Genomic DNA, 15,509 nt, shown 5'->3' with positions numbered 1-15,509 from the left:
GAGAAGGAACTTCGGTTCGCCATTCGCGAGGGCGGTCGGACGGTCGGTGCCGGTGTCGTCACGGATATTACGGAGTAACCAGTGGGAAACATGCGGGTCCGAGTGGTGCTCGCGTGCTCTCGCTGCGAACGCAGGAACTACATCACATCGAAGGATCGTGCAAGACAACCTGAGCGGATGGAGCGGAAGAAGTTCTGCTCCGCCTGCAACGGACACACGGTCCATCGGGAGACGCGCTGACAGAAGGGTCGGGATGGAGGCGTGTAGCTCAATTGGTAGAGCACCGGTCTCCAAAACCGGGGGTTGCGGGTTCAAGTCCTGCCACGCCTGCCATTCCCGGCGCTGGTCAGAGAGGGCCGAAGCTGAAAGGCCTCGGTGGATGGTCGGAGAGCCCGGGCGGGGAGACCGATGATCGAGAAAATCAAGCAGTTCGTGAAAGATGTTCGCGTGGAAATGAAGAAGGTGAGCTGGCCTTCCCGGGATGAACTCCGGGGGTCGACGATGGTCGTTATCGTGACGGTCATTGTTCTTGCCATCTTCATCGGGATCGTGGATCGCATCCTCAACTTCGGCCTGCAGCAGGTGCTTCGTTGAGCGGAACGGACCCGATCGGAACGGAGGCGATTCCCGTGGAAGGAAGCGGAGCGAAGACGCGCATGCGATGGTACGCCATTCACGCGTTTTCCGGCCACGAGAACAAGGTGATGGGCAATCTGGAGCGAGCCATAGAGCTTGCGGACATGGAAGACAAGTTCGGGCGGATCCTCGTTCCGACCCAGACCGTGACGGAGATGAGGGACGGGAAGAAGACCCAGTCCACTCGGAAGTTCTTTCCGAGCTATGTCCTGATCGAGATGGTGCTGGACGACGAAACCTGGCATGTCGTGCAGGATTGTCCGGGCGTAACGCGTCTGGTCGGGGACACGGCCTCTTCCAAGCCGATGCCTCTCACGCGGTCGGAAGTGGAGCGGATTCTCGGGCAGGTGGAAGGAACGCGCCCGAAGCCGATCCCGGAAGTTCCCTTTGCGGAGGGAGAGCAGGTCAAGGTCGTGGACGGCCCGTTCAGCGATTTTACGGGCGTCGTCGACGAGGTCAATGCGGAGAGGGGCCGTTTGAAGGTGATCGTCATGATCTTCGGCCGCTCCACTCCTGTGGAACTGGATTTCCTCCAGGTGCAGTCGATCTGAGCGAAGACCGTCCGGTGGCGGAGCGGCAGAGGTGCCGCGCTTCCGGGCGGGAACACAGGGCTTTACGGACGGAAGGAATGGAGAGATGGCGCCACCGAAACGCGTGATGGCCATGGTCAAGCTCCAGATGCCCGCCGGGAAGGCGAACCCTTCGCCGCCGGTGGGGCCGGCACTCGGGCAGCATGGCGTCAACATCATGGACTTCTGCAAGCAGTTCAATGACAAGACCAAAAGTCAGGCGGGGCTGATCATTCCTGCGGTGATCACGATCTACCAGGATCGCAGCTTCAGCTTCATCACGAAGACTCCGCCGGCCGCGGTGCTGCTGAAGAAGGCCGCCGGTGTGGAGAAGGGTTCGGGAGAACCGAACCGCGACAAAGTCGGCCAGGTGACGGCCGCCCAGGTGCGCGAGATCGCGGAGACCAAGATGGTGGATCTCAACGCAAACGACATCGATGCCGCCATGTTGATTATCGCCGGGACCGCCAGAAGCATGGGGATCGAGGTCCGGTAAAGAGCCTCACCCGGCACGGGGCCACCACTCCCCGAAATCAGTGGAAGGGGTCTTTCCCCGAAGGAGGAATGGGCTGTATGAAGACCAGTCGGCGGTTTGCCGCCATTTCCACCGATCACGACGCTCTCCTTCGGCGCTCCGTCGCCGAGGCGGTCGCGCTCGTGAAGAAGAACGCGACCGCGCGGTTCGATGAGACCGTAGAGGTCGCAACGCGTCTCGGCGTGGATCCTCGCCACGCGGACCAGCAGGTTCGCGGGACGGTGGTGCTCCCGAACGGCACGGGCAAGGAAGTTCGGGTGCTCGTGATCGCCGAGGGAGACAAGGAGAAGGAAGCGGTAGAGGCCGGAGCGGACTTCACCGGAGTGGAGTACATCGAGAAGATCCAGGGTGGCTGGACGGATGTAGATGTCGTCATCTGCACGCCTGACCTGATGAGCAAGGTCGGGAAACTGGGCCGAGTGCTCGGTCCCCGGGGTCTCATGCCCAACCCCAAGACCGGGACGGTGACGCCCGATGTCACGCGCGCCGTCAAGGAAGTCAAGGCGGGGAAGATCGAGTACCGCGTGGACAAGACGGGGAATGTGCATGTTCCGGTCGGCAAGGCCTCCTTTACTGAGGAAGACCTTGCGGAGAATGTCCGGACGCTCCTTTCGGAACTGCAACGGGTGAAGCCCGCCGCGGCGAAGGGGATCTACTTCAAGAGCTTCACCGTCACTTCCACCATGGGAGTGGGCGTCAAGGTCGACGCCCAGGCCGAGCTTCAGGGAATGTCCTAGGGGGATCGACGATGCCAACCGCCGAAAAGAACGCTGCCGTAGAGCAGCTTCAGAAGACGATTGACGAGGCAGCCGCCGTCTACCTCGCGGACTTTACCGGGCTGGATGTGGAGCTCATGACAGACCTCCGCAAAGAGTGCCGGAAGAATGATGTTCAGTTCCGTGTCGTGAAGAACACGCTGGCCATCCGGGCTTCGCGGAATCTGGAGTTTGAGGAACTGGTGCCGCACCTCAAGGGCCCCACGGCCATGGCCTCCTCGGTGGCGGATCCCGCCGCGCCGGCTCGAGTGCTGGTGGACTTCCACAAGGAGCACAAGAAGCCGGAACTGAAGGTCGGGTTCATGGACGGGAGCATCCTCTCGCTGGAGGAGGCTCATGCGATGGCGAACCTCCCCACGCGGGATGAGCTGATCGCATCGGTGATGCGATGCGCCCAGGGTCCGATCCAGAATCTTCTGGGTGCGCTGACGGATGTCATGACGCGCGTCGTGCGGGTGACGGACGCGGTAAGAGACGGAATGGAGCAGGGCACGATCCAGTCGGCCGCTCCGTCTGAAGAGCCCGTGGCAGAGGAAGCAAAGGAAGCGCCGGTGGAGGAGGCCGCACCGGCAGAGACAGACGCAGCCGAGGAACCGGCTGGCGAAGAGTCCGGCGGGGATGATGCTCCCGCAGAGGAAGACAAGAAGGAAGAGGGCGAAGACTCGCCCGAAGAGTAGGCAGACCGGTTTCCGGGGTGGGCAGGTCTGCTCCGGGTGGGAATCACTTTCGAACGGAAAGTCGGAGGAAGATCAGAGATGGCCAGCGAGAATGTCACCAAGATCGTGGACATGATCGGCGACATGACGGTTCTGGATGTTGCGGATCTCGTGAAGGAAATGGAAGAGAAGTTCGGTGTGAGCGCGGCCGCGCCTGTCGTGGCGATGGCTGCCGGAGGCGGCGGCGAGGCCGCTGCAGCAGAGAAGACCGACTTCGATGTCGTTCTGACCGGGCACGGCGACAAGAAGATCCAGGTGATCAAGGTCGTGCGTGCGATCACCGGACTCGGCCTCAAGGAGGCCAAGGAGCTCGTGGACAGCGCCCCGAAGGCCATCAAGGAAGGTCTTGAGAAGGCAGAGGCAGAGGACATTCAGAAGCAGATTGAGGAAGTCGGAGGTTCGGTCGAGCTCAAGTAGAGCCGCTTCTCCGTCCCATAACAGACCGTTTCCGGGCCGCGTGCGCCCGGCGGCCCGGGTCTTTCCGCGTGCGTGTCGGAAGGGCCCGGGGTTTCGCTGCCTTCCGTGACAGGACGGGCGTCCCCGTCCGAAGGAGTTGGGCCCAGTGATCAAAAAGATCGAACCGGCAGAGACAAACGGCCAGCGCCACGATTTCTCGAGGTTGTCCTCCGTGATGGACATCCCGAATCTCCTTGCGGTGCAGTTGGATTCGTTCAGGAGCTTCCTCCAGATTGACTCTGTTCCTGAAAAGAGACAGCGGCGGGGACTCCAGGCCGTGTTCCAGGACATCTTCCCGATTTCGGACAACCGTGAGAATTTCACGCTGGAGTTTGTTGCCTACCGGGTCGGCCCACCCAAGTTCTCGGTGGAAGAGTGCCAGGAGAGGGATCTTACATTTGCGGTTCCACTGAAGGCGAATCTCCGTCTGATCGTCTGGGACGAGGACGATCCGAAGACGAAGCCCCGCACAAGGTCCAAGGGGAAGGCGCCCGCGAAGGATCCGAAAGATCGCAAGATCAAGAACATCATCGAGCAGGAAGTCTATCTGGGTGAACTACCCTTCATCACGGATGGGGGCACCTTCGTCATCAACGGGGCGGAGCGCGTCATCGTCAGTCAGCTTCATCGCTCGCCGGGCGTTTTCTTCGATCAGGAGATCCACCCGAACGGGAAGCGCCTCTTCTCGGCGCGGATCATTCCGTATCGCGGGTCGTGGGTGGAGTTCAGTCTGGACATCAACGACATCATGTATGTGCACATCGATCGTCGCCGGAAGATCCCCGTCACCATTCTTCTGCGTGCGCTGGGTTATGTCTCGGACGAGGATGTCCTCCGGCTCTTCTACACGCTGGACAAGGCCAAGCTCACCAAGTCGCCCTCCAAGCGTGACGAGAAGCTCGTCGGGCGAATGCTCGCACGCGATATCGTGAACGAAGAGACCGGCGAAGTCGTGGCGGAGGCCAACTCTGATGTCACGGAGGACCTGCTTGCGCTGGCCAGGGAGTGCGGCGTTTCGGAGCTCCTGCTGATCGGAGACGCGGTCGGGCATGGCGGCGAGATTCGCGAAGCCCATCGCGCTCGTTCCACGGGCGTTCTCGACACGGATGTGATGGTCAAGACTCTCCGGAAGGATCGGTCGAAGTCGCAGGAAGAGGCCCTTGCGAAGATCTACAATCTCCTTCGCCCGGGGGATCCGCCCAGCGCGGAGACCACTCGCGGCCTTCTGGACAACCTGTTCTTTACGGCGCGTCGCTACGACCTGGCCAATGTGGGCAGGTACAAGCTGAATCAGCGACTCAGTCTCGATGTCCCCGTGGAGACGGTGACCCTCACGCACGAGGATTTCCTCTCCATCATTCGGTATCTGGTGGATCTGCGCTTCGGTGAGGGCTTCACCGACGACATCGATCATCTGGGGAATCGCCGAATCCGCTCCGTGGGAGAGCTTCTCTCCAACCAGTTCTCGGTGGGCCTTTCGAGAATGGCCCGGATCATCCGCGAACGAATGAGCATGCAGGATGCGGAGAAGATCACTCCGTACGATCTGATCAATGCGCGGACCATTTCCGCGGTCATCAAGACTTTCTTCGGATCGAGTCAGCTCTCGCAGTTCATGGACCAGACGAACCCGCTGGCGGAGCTCACGCACAAGCGGCGTCTGTCGGCACTCGGACCGGGCGGACTCACGCGTGAACGAGCCGGATTCGAGGTCCGCGATGTCCACTACACGCACTACGGACGGATCTGTCCCATCGAGACTCCGGAAGGCCCGAACATCGGTCTGATTTCCAGCCTCGCCACCTTCGCTCGCGTGAACGAGTTCGGCTTCCTTGAGACGCCGTACCGCTCCGTGAAGAAGGGGAAGGTCAGCGACGAAGTGACCTACCTCACGGCGGATGTGGAGGATCGGAATGTCATGGCTCAGGCCAACTCCCCGCTGGACGACAAGGGGAAGTTCGTGGGAGAGCGCGTGCTTTGCCGCCGTCGGGGGGACTTCCCTCTGACGCCCCCGGACGAAGTGAAGTATATGGATGTCTCCCCGAAGCAGCTTGTGTCGGCTGCCGCGGCGCTCATTCCTTTCCTGGAGCACGATGACGCCAACCGCGCGCTCATGGGTTCGAACATGCAGCGTCAGGCGGTACCCCTTCTCCGGACGGACGCCCCGCTTGTGGGCACCGGGCTGGAAGAGAAGGTTGCACGCGACTCCGGGGCGGTCGTGGTTTCGAAGCGGGCAGGCGTGGTGGATCAGGTGTCTTCGGACGCCATCTACATCAAGCACTTCGGACGCAAGTCGGAGGAAGAGGACTTTACCGGCTTCGGTGGCCTGGACATCTACCGGCTCACCAAGTTCCGCCGCTCGAATCAGGACACCTGCATCAACCAGCATCCGCTGGTGTATCCGGGCGATCGCGTCCAGGCAGGCCAGATCATCGCGGACGGCCCGGCCACCTCCCACGGGGAGCTTGCGCTGGGAGTCAACGCCCTCACGGCTTTCATGCCCTGGGAGGGCTACAACTTCGAGGATGCGGTCATCGTCAGCGAGAAGCTCCTTCGTACCGATCGCTTCACCTCCATCCACATTGAGGAACTGGAGATCCAGGTCCGGGACACCAAGCGTGGACCGGAGGAGATCACCAAGGAGATTCCCAACATCAGCGACGAGGCCATCCGCAACCTCGACGAGGACGGCATCATCCGCCTGGGCGCCCGCGTCCATGCCGGAGACATCCTGGTCGGGAAGGTGACGCCCAAGGGAGAGACGGAACTCTCTCCGGAGGAGCGTCTCCTGCGGGCCATCTTTGGCGAAAAGGCCGGAGATGTTCGGGATGCCTCGCTGAAGGCCCCTCCCGGGATGGATGGAGTCGTCATTGATGTGAAGGTCTTCTCGCGCCGCGAACGCGATGATCGCGGGAAGAAGGAGGAGAAGTCGAAGGTCGACAAGATCCGACGCGAGGAGAAGAAGCGTGTTCGGAGCACCGAGGGACTTCGAGACGAGCGTCTTCTGGCTGCGCTGGACGGCCTTACCACGCGCCGCGTGGAGGACCCCATCAGCGGCAGGACGCTGATTCGCGCGGGCCGGAAGGTCAGCGAGAAGCTGTTCGAGGAGCTGGAAATGGATGTGATCCCATGGACGGACGGGATCACGACCAACGAGGAACTCAACGAACGCTGCCTTCGGATCCACGAATCTGCGCGTCAGGTCATCGAGGGGATCCGGCTGGATGGAGAGAAGGCCATCGAGCGGATTACGCGCGGAGACGAACTCCCGCCGGGTGTCGTTCGGCTGGTCAAAGTCTACATCGCGCGGAAGCGGAAGCTCTCTGTCGGCGACAAGATGGCGGGTCGCCACGGGAACAAGGGCGTGGTTTCGAAGATCATGGCGGAAGAAGACATGCCGCACCTTCCGGATGGCACGCCGGTCGAGATCCTCCTGAACCCGCTGGGCGTTCCCTCAAGAATGAACCTGGGCCAGATTCTGGAAACGCATCTGGGCTGGGCCGCGAAGCACCTTGGCAAGTCGATGGCGACCCCCGTGTTCGACGGCGCGTCCATCGATGAGATCAAGGAGAAGCTGACGGAAGCGGGTCTCCCGACTTCCGGAAAGACCCCGCTGTACGACGGACGCACCGGAATGGCTTTGGACAACGAGGTGACCGTCGGCTACATGTACATGCTCAAGCTGTCGCATCTCGTGGATGACAAGATCCACGCGCGGTCGATCGGGCCGTACTCGCTCGTGACGCAGCAGCCACTGGGCGGTAAGGCTCAGTTCGGCGGGCAGCGCTTCGGCGAGATGGAAGTCTGGGCGCTGGAGGCCTACGGGGCCGCCCATACGCTCCAGGAACTGCTGACCGTGAAGTCCGACGATGTTGCCGGGCGTTCCCGTGTCTACGAAGCCATCGTCAAGGGGGAGAATCCCCCGATGCCTGGTATTCCCGAATCGTTCAATGTCCTCGTGAAAGAGCTTCAGGCTCTCGCGCTGGATGTGCACCTGGAAGAGTTGACCTAGAGATTATCGAAGGCGGCGTGTCCGGAAACGGAGTGCGCCGTCGACTGCCACAGACTTGAGTCTTGTGATCCCCCGATCCTCAGGAGGGGTGCCGAGTGTTTGGATTCGCGGAACCGCGCGAGAAGAAGCAGCCGACCTACGATGCCATGCGCATCCAGATCTCTTCGCCGGAAGTCATCCGAGAGAAGTCTCACGGACAAGTGGTCAAGCCGGAGACCATCAACTACCGGACCTTCAAGCCGGAAAAGGACGGTCTCTTCTGTGAGAAGATCTTCGGTCCGGTCAAGGACTGGGAGTGCAACTGCGGGAAGTACAAGCGGATTCGCTATCGCGGTGTGATCTGCGACCGCTGCGGCGTGGAGGTCACGCAGGCCAAGGTCCGCCGTGAGAGGATGGGCCATATCGAGCTGGCCGTTCCTGTGTCGCACATCTGGTATTTCAAGGGTGTGCCGAGCCGGATCGGCAATATGCTGGCCATGTCCGTACGGGACCTGGAGCGCGTGCTGTACTACGAGTCGTATATCGTCATCGATCCGGGCGACACTCCGCTGGAGGAGCGCCAGCTCATCACTGAGGACGAGCACTACGAACTCCAGGAAGAGTACGGAGATGCCTTCGAGGCGGACATGGGTGCCGGAGCCGTCCGGAAGCTTCTGGAGGCCATCGATATTGAGGAGCTCTCCGCGGAGCTTCGGGCGCATGCCAAGGTCGAGACCTCGATCCAGCGCAAGAAGGATACGCTCAAGAGGCTGAAGGTCGTGGAGGCGTTCCGCCACTCCGGCAATCGCCCGGAGTGGATGATTCTCGAAGTGATCCCCGTGCTGCCGCCGGATCTGCGGCCGCTGGTTCCGCTGGAGGGTGGGCGTTTCGCCACTTCGGATCTCAACGATCTGTATCGGCGGGTGATCAACCGGACCAACCGGCTGAACAAGCTGATGGATATCCGCGCACCGGAGGTCATTCTCCGCAATGAGAAGCGGATGCTCCAGGAGTCCGTGGACGCGCTCTTTGACAACGGGCGACGGGCGCGTGCCGTGCGCGGCCCTGGAAACCGTCCGCTCAAGTCGCTGTCTGACATGCTCAAGGGCAAGCAGGGTCGTTTCCGCCAGAACCTTCTAGGCAAGCGCGTGGACTACTCGGGTCGTTCGGTGATTGTCGTGGGGCCAGAGCTGAAGCTCCACCAGTGCGGACTGCCGAAGTCGATGGCGCTGGAACTCTTCAAGCCGTTCATCATCAAGCGTCTTGAGGACAAGGGATATGTCCAGACCGTCAAGAGCGCGAAGAAGCTGGTGGAGCGGGAGCGGCCGGAAGTGTGGGACATCCTGGAGGAGATCATCCAGGACCACCCGGTTATGCTGAACCGCGCGCCCACCCTTCACCGTCTCGGTATTCAGGCGTTCCAGCCCGTGCTCGTGGAGGGCAAGGCCATCCGCCTGCACCCGCTGGTTTGCACCGCCTTCAATGCGGATTTCGACGGTGACCAGATGGCGGTTCACCTCCCGCTGTCCTTCGAGGCGCAACTGGAGGCGCGGGTTCTCATGCTTGCGTCGAACAACATTCTGGCGCCGGCCAACGGGCGTCCGATCATGTCGGCATCGCAGGACATGGTGATCGGGTGCTACTACCTGACCAAGAGTCTCCGCCCGGAGGACGAGCCGAAGACCCCGCGAGCGTTCGCGTGCGTGGAAGAGGTTCTCCTGGCTCTTCACACGCGCAAGATCCGCCTCCACGAGGGAATCCGTGTGCGGGTGGATGGCGAGACCATCGACTCCACGCCGGGGCGCGTTCTCTTCCGGGAGATCCTCCCGGCGGGAATCCCGACTGAAAACCGAACCTATGACAAGAAGAACCTGGAAAGCCTGATCCATCATGTGTATCAGGCCAAGGGGCGGTATCGCACCGCGCTCTTCCTGGACGACCTGAAGCGTGTGGGCTTCCACTACGCGACGCTCGCCGGGGTGACGGTTGGCATCGACGACATTCGCATCCCGGATGCCAAGCCGAAGATGATCCAGGACACGCAGGAAGAAGTTCGCAAGATCTTTTCCGATTACAACCGCGGCGCCATCGACGACGCGGAGCGGTACAACAAGATCATTGATGCGTGGACACGGACGACGAACGATGTCTCCGGCGCTCTCTTCGACGATCTCGCCAGCGATCAGGGCGGGTTCAACCCGGTCTTCATGATGGCCATCTCCGGTGCCCGGGGATCCAGGGAGCAGGTTCGCCAGCTCGCCGGAATGCGTGGGCTCATGGCAAAGCCGCAGAAGAAGATCACCGGCTCCATCGGAGAGATCATTGAGCAGCCGATCACCTCGAACTTCCGCGAAGGACTGACCGTGCTGGAGTATTTCATCTCGACACACGGGGCGCGCAAGGGGCTGGCGGATACCGCGTTGAAGACGGCGGACGCCGGGTACCTGACGCGCCGTCTGGTGGATATCGGCCAGGACGCGATCATCACCAGGGAAGACTGCGGCACGATCATGGGCATTTACACCATGCCGCTCAAGGAAGCCGAGGCCGTCATCGAACCGCTGGGCGATCGTGTTCTCGGGCGTGTTCTTGCGGAAGATGTCGTGGATCCGTTGAACGACAGTATCGTGTACGAGGCGGGTGAGACCATCGACGAGGGAGTGGCCGAGAGAATCCAGATGCTCCACGATGAGCGCGGGCTGGAGGGAGTGCAGATTCGCTCCGTCCTGACTTGTGAGTCGCGGCGGGGTGTCTGCGGAAAGTGCTACGGTCGGAACCTGGCGACGGCTCGGGTTGTCAATGTCGGGGAGGCGGTCGGAGTGATCGCCGCGCAGTCTATTGGCGAGCCGGGTACGCAGCTGACGCTTCGGACTTTCCACATTGGTGGAACGGCCATGCGGATGGAGCAGCAGTCGCTCGTTGAGACGAAGACCAAGGGCACGATTCACTTCGGGAACATCCGCAGCGTGAAGGACGAGAACGGCGACCAGATCGGCATTGGTCACCACGGGGAACTGGAGCTGCGCGACGAGAAGGATCGGGTCATCGTCCACTACCCGCTGCCTTACGGTGCGCGGCTTCTGATCAAGGATGGAGAGACCGTTGAGAGCGGGTCCGGGTTGTTCGACTGGGATCCCTACTCTTCCCCGATTCTCTCGGACCGGAACGGCACCGTTCAGTTTGTGGACATCGTCGACGAGGTGACGGTCCGCGACGAACTGGATGAGAAGACCGGTCTGCGCCAGCGCGTGATCATTGAGCACAAGGAGAAGTCGCTGCACCCCCACATCCACATCGTCAGCAAGGCCGGGGCGGTCCTGGTCAAGTACCCCATCCCGACCGGGGCGCGGCTTCTCGTGCATGACGATGAGGTGGTGAAGGCAGCACGCACGCTGGCCAAGATCCCTCGCGAGATGTCGAAGACCCGCGACATCACCGGGGGTCTCCCCCGTGTGGCGGAGTTGTTCGAAGCGCGCAAGCCGAAGGATGTGGCGGTCGTCTCCGAGATCAACGGACAGGTCTCATTCGGCGGTATTACGCGTGGCTTCCGGAAGATCGCGGTGGAAGGGGACGGGATCAAGCACGAGTACCTCGTTCCGCAGGGGAAGCACCTCCTCGTTCACGAGGAAGATCAGGTTCGCGCCGGGGACAAACTCTGCGAGGGCCGCATCAATCCGCACGATATCCTCAAGATCAAGGGGATCAATGCGGTACAGGAGTATCTCCTGAACGAAATCCAGGAGGTCTACCGGGTCCAGGGCGTGAAGATCAACGACAAGCACATCGAAGTCATCGTTCGCCAGATGCTTCAGAAGGTGCGCGTCGAGGATGCCGGAGACACGAACTTCCTGGAAGGCGACATGGTGGACAAGACCGCCATCCGCGAAGAGAACGAGCGGGTGGAGGCGGAGGGCGGAAGTTCGGCCACCTACCAGCCTCTTCTTCTGGGGATCACGAAGGCGAGCCTCTCCACGGAGAGCTTCATCTCGGCGGCCTCCTTCCAGGAGACCACTCGTGTCCTTACGGAAGCGGCCATCTCCGGCAGTTCGGACAATCTGGTCGGGCTGAAGGAGAATGTGATCATGGGCAACCTGATTCCGGCGGGAACGGGTATTTCCCGACTCCGGGGACTGGGCGTCTTCTCTGCGGAATCAGAGGAAGAGGCGGCTTCGGAGAGTGTGCAGGATGGAGGCGGTTCGGAAGCTCCGCTGGAGCGCGTCGAGAGTTCCGGCTCCTGACGCGGTACAGCATGGCGGGGCGGTTCGCAGGAGCGTTCGGGGTTGACCGGGAGGAACCCGGTCCGGTAGTATCCCCGACTGGTTTGGCCTGATTGGAAAAACACAGGCTGGGAGGGCATTCTTGCCGACGATCAATCAGCTGGTCCGCAAGGGTCGGCGGTCGCAGAAAAAGAAGACCAAGTCTCCGGCGCTGATGGCATGTCCTCAGCGGCGGGGGGTCTGTACGCGCGTCTACACGACGACGCCGAAGAAGCCGAATTCGGCCCTCCGAAAGGTGGCCCGTGTTCGCCTGACAAACGGGATTGAGGTCACTTCCTATGTCCCGGGAGAAGGGCACAACCTGCAGGAGCACTCCATCGTTCTCATTCGAGGAGGACGGGTGAAGGATCTTCCCGGTGTTCGGTACCATGTCATCCGGGGAGTTCTGGACGCGAGCGGGGTGGATTCTCGCAGGCAGGGAAGGTCGAAGTACGGGGCCAAGCGTCCCAAGAAGTAGTCCCAAGGCCGGGGGCGCTGCCCCGACTGGTCGGAGGAACCGACCGAGAGGCACACAGGAGAGGTTATGCCGAGACGACGAGAAGTACCGAAGAGGGAGATCGCTCCGGATCCCCGCTACGGTTCAGACATGGCCGCAAAGTTCATCAACGCAATGATGAACGGCGGGAAGAGGAATACCGCAGAAGGAATCTTCTATCGGGCCATGGACATCGTGGAGACCAAGAGCGGGCAGTCGGGCGTGACGGTGTTCAAGGCGGCCGTCGCCAACACGAAGCCCGTGGTGGAGGTCAAGTCCCGCAGGGTCGGTGGCGCCACCTATCAGGTCCCCGTAGAGGTCCGTCCCGAGAGGCGGCAGGCGCTGGCATTCCGGTGGCTCATCGGATACGCCCGCGCACGGAGTGAGAAGTCCATGGCCGAGAAGCTCTCTGCGGAGCTTCTGGCTGCGTCGCGGAACGAAGGCGCTTCCATCAAAAAGAGGGAAGACACGCACCGCATGGCTGAAGCAAACAAGGCGTTCTCTCACTTCCGCTGGTAACCCTCCCGGTCGGCAGGGGCGGTTCACCCGTCTCTCCGGCCCGACGGGGAACTCGATCGGCGGTGGGAGGTATCCGGCGCGTCCGTCGGGCGCACGGAATGCCAGGACAGCCGCCGGGGGGACCCCTCCCTGGATCAGGCAAACCCCGGAGACTTCCGGGAACCTTCGCTATGGGGCTTTGCGCCCTGTCGGAGGAGTGGGCAGGCCGGGGACCGTCGCGGTCCTCTGGAAGAAGTAGCGAACGGCAACACCGAAAGGCCCGGGAAAGAAGAAATGGCACGGACTCATCCCCTCGCGAAGGTGCGAAACCTCGGCATCATGGCGCACATCGATGCTGGCAAGACGACGACCACCGAGCGCATCCTGTACTACACGGGACGCCTGCACCGCATGGGTGAGGTTCACGACGGCGCCGCCACCATGGACTGGATGGAGCAGGAGAAAGAGCGGGGCATTACCATAACCTCCGCCGCCGTGACCGCGGTCTGGAACGACCACCGGATCAACATCATCGACACCCCGGGGCATGTGGACTTCACGGTCGAGGTCGAGCGCAGCCTTCGAGTTCTGGACGGGGCGGTGGCGGTGTTCTGCGCAGTGGGCGGGGTTGAGCCTCAGTCCGAGACGGTCTGGCGGCAGGCGGACAAGTACGGTGTCCCCCGGGTTGCCTTCGTCAACAAGATGGACCGTGTGGGGGCGGACTATCGCGCCGTGATCAAGGGGTTGCGGGATCGCCTGGGAGCCACGCCGGTCTCGCTCTACCTCCCCATGGGTGAGGGAGAGTTGTTCACCGGGATCATCGACCTGATTCACATGCGATCCTATGTCTATCACGAGGAAAGCCACGGGATGACCTTCGATGTCATGGAGATCCCGGACTCCCTGCTCGATGAGGCGACGGAGATGCGCACCGAGATGATCGAGGCTGTCGCGGACCACTGCGACCACCTCCTCGAGCGCTACCTCAACGGAGAGGAGATCAACCCGGACGAACTCAAGCGGGTGATCCGCTCCGCAACGCTGGATCTTTCGATTGTGCCGGTCCTTTGCGGCTCCGCGTTCAAGAACAAGGGCGTGCAGCGGCTTCTGGATTCCGTGATCGACTACCTTCCGTCACCGCTTGATGTCCCTCCGGTCACGGGGCACCACCCGGGCGGCGGCGAGGAAGATCGGGAGGCCAGGGACGACGCTCCGGCGGCATTCCTCGCTTTCAAGATCCAGACGGACCCGTATGTGGGTCGGCTCACCTTTGTCCGGGTGTATTCAGGGACCATCCGAACCGGAGACACGCTCACGAACGGCCGCTCCGGGCGCTCGGAGCGGATCGGGCGGATTCTGGAAATGCACGCGAACCGCCGCGAGGAGCTGAAGGAGATTCATGCCGGAGACATCGCGGCCGTCGTGGGACTGAAGAATGTGCGGACCGGAGATACCTTCTCGGATCCAGACCATCCCATCATGCTGGAGACCATGCATTTCCCGGAGCCGGTGATCTCGGTGGCCATCGAGCCCAAGACCAAGGCGGATCAGGATCGTCTGGGAGTTTCTCTGGCGAAACTCTCCGAGGAAGATCCGACATTCCGCGTCCGCACGGACGAGGAAACCGCTCAGACCATCATTTCCGGCATGGGAGAGCTGCATCTGGAGATTCTGGTGGATCGACTCCTGCGGGAGTTCAAGGTGGAGGCGGGCGTGGGGCGCCCCCAGGTGGCCTACCGCGAGACGATTCGAAAGACCTCCACCATCAATCACCGCTTTGTGAAGCAGACGGGCGGCAAGGGCCAGTTTGCCCATGTGGTGATGGAGATTGGCCCCGGCGAGCCGGGGAAGGGGCTGGAGTTCGACAACAAGATTCGCGGCGGCTCCATTCCCACCGAATACATCCCGGCCGTGGAGCGGGGCGTCAAGGACGCCATGACCGCGGGGATTCTGGCCGGATATCCTCTGGTGGATATTCGTGTCATCCTCACGGACGGTTCCTTCCACGAAGTGGACTCCAGCGAGATGGCCTTCCGCGTCTGCGCCTCTCAGGCCTTCCGGGCCGCGACGAAAAAGGCCCGGCCGGTAATCCTGGAACCCTTTATGGATGTTGAAGTTGTGGTTCCCGGCGAGTATGTCGGAGAGGTGATCGGAGACCTGAATGGCCGTCGTGGCCGGATTGGCGGGACTGTCCTCCGGCCGGATGCTCATGTCGTAGCCGCCACGGTGCCCCTTTCGAGCATGTTTGGCTATTCCACGGTCCTCCGGTCCGCTACGCAGGGCCGGGCCATCTATTCCATGCAGTTTGCGCGGTATGAAGATGTCCCCAGGAAAATCTCAGAAGAGATCATCTCCCGCGTGACAGGAGGGGCCAAGGTCGCGTAAGATGTCGCTCCTTTGCCCCGGCAGGGAAAACCGGGGAGAGGCTGGAATCGCTCTTTGGAGGTGCCGGAGGGCACCGGAGCAAGAGGACGGAATCGGCCCCGAGGAGGCCGATGGGAAAGGGTAAGAGAGCATGGCGAAGGAGAAGTTCGAGCGCACCAAGCCCCATGTGAATGTGGGGACGATTGGTCATGTGGA

Annotated in this window: 14 protein-coding genes and 1 tRNA gene; all 15 read left to right on the top strand. The window is 61.8% G+C overall.

The window, feature by feature from the left end; genetic code table 11:
- Positions 1-78: elongation factor Tu (locus QF819_10680; protein MDP6803615.1), on the top strand; the 78-nt coding region annotated here is incomplete at its 5' end.
- A 12-nt stretch (positions 79-90) separates the two neighbouring features.
- Positions 91-240, top strand: coding sequence for a 50S ribosomal protein L33 (rpmG, locus tag QF819_10675; GenBank protein MDP6803614.1), 150 nt, complete (start codon positions 91-93; stop codon positions 238-240).
- A 17-nt stretch (positions 241-257) separates the two neighbouring features.
- Positions 258-333: transfer RNA gene (locus tag QF819_10670), tRNA-Trp, on the top strand.
- Between the two features lie 75 nt (positions 334-408).
- A complete protein-coding gene (gene secE / locus QF819_10665; GenBank protein MDP6803613.1) occupies positions 409-594 on the top strand; it encodes a preprotein translocase subunit SecE in 186 nt (61 codons plus the stop codon).
- A 62-nt stretch (positions 595-656) separates the two neighbouring features.
- Positions 657-1,187, top strand: coding sequence for a transcription termination/antitermination protein NusG (gene nusG, locus QF819_10660; GenBank protein MDP6803612.1), 531 nt, complete (start codon positions 657-659; stop codon positions 1,185-1,187).
- Between the two features lie 106 nt (positions 1,188-1,293).
- A complete protein-coding gene (rplK, locus tag QF819_10655; protein MDP6803611.1) occupies positions 1,294-1,701 on the top strand; it encodes a 50S ribosomal protein L11 in 408 nt (135 codons plus the stop codon).
- A 77-nt stretch (positions 1,702-1,778) separates the two neighbouring features.
- Positions 1,779-2,477, top strand: coding sequence for a 50S ribosomal protein L1 (rplA, locus tag QF819_10650; GenBank protein ID MDP6803610.1), 699 nt, complete (start codon positions 1,779-1,781; stop codon positions 2,475-2,477).
- An 11-nt stretch (positions 2,478-2,488) separates the two neighbouring features.
- Entirely contained in the window at positions 2,489-3,193 is a 705-nt protein-coding gene (gene rplJ / locus QF819_10645) for a 50S ribosomal protein L10 (protein ID MDP6803609.1), read from the top strand.
- A gap of 78 nt (positions 3,194-3,271) precedes the next feature.
- Positions 3,272-3,649, top strand: a complete 378-nt coding sequence (gene rplL, locus QF819_10640) for a 50S ribosomal protein L7/L12 (protein MDP6803608.1) — start codon at positions 3,272-3,274, stop codon at positions 3,647-3,649.
- A gap of 145 nt (positions 3,650-3,794) precedes the next feature.
- Positions 3,795-7,700: a DNA-directed RNA polymerase subunit beta gene (rpoB, locus tag QF819_10635; GenBank protein MDP6803607.1), complete on the top strand. Its 3,906-nt coding sequence runs from the start codon at positions 3,795-3,797 to the stop codon at positions 7,698-7,700.
- 146 nt (positions 7,701-7,846) lie between these two features.
- The gene (gene rpoC, locus QF819_10630) at positions 7,847-11,917 is read left to right on the top strand and encodes a DNA-directed RNA polymerase subunit beta' (protein MDP6803606.1); all 4,071 of its coding nucleotides are present in this window, start codon (positions 7,847-7,849) and stop codon (positions 11,915-11,917) included.
- A gap of 121 nt (positions 11,918-12,038) precedes the next feature.
- Positions 12,039-12,413 (top strand): 30S ribosomal protein S12, encoded by a 375-nt coding sequence (gene rpsL, locus QF819_10625; GenBank protein ID MDP6803605.1) that lies wholly within the window; start codon positions 12,039-12,041, stop codon positions 12,411-12,413.
- Positions 12,414-12,479: 66 nt separating this feature from the next.
- Positions 12,480-12,950 (top strand): 30S ribosomal protein S7, encoded by a 471-nt coding sequence (rpsG, locus tag QF819_10620; protein ID MDP6803604.1) that lies wholly within the window; start codon positions 12,480-12,482, stop codon positions 12,948-12,950.
- 273 nt (positions 12,951-13,223) lie between these two features.
- Positions 13,224-15,314: an elongation factor G gene (gene fusA / locus QF819_10615; protein MDP6803603.1), complete on the top strand. Its 2,091-nt coding sequence runs from the start codon at positions 13,224-13,226 to the stop codon at positions 15,312-15,314.
- Between the two features lie 130 nt (positions 15,315-15,444).
- The coding region (locus QF819_10610; protein ID MDP6803602.1) for an elongation factor Tu at positions 15,445-15,509 on the top strand (65 nt) is incomplete at its 3' end.

It is taken from the genome of Gemmatimonadota bacterium, assembly GCA_030747075.1.
Taxonomy (GTDB): domain Bacteria; phylum ARS69; class ARS69; order ARS69; family ARS69; genus ARS69.
Note: the sequence above shows the minus strand (reverse complement) of the source record. Positions and strands in the feature narration are given on the sequence as shown.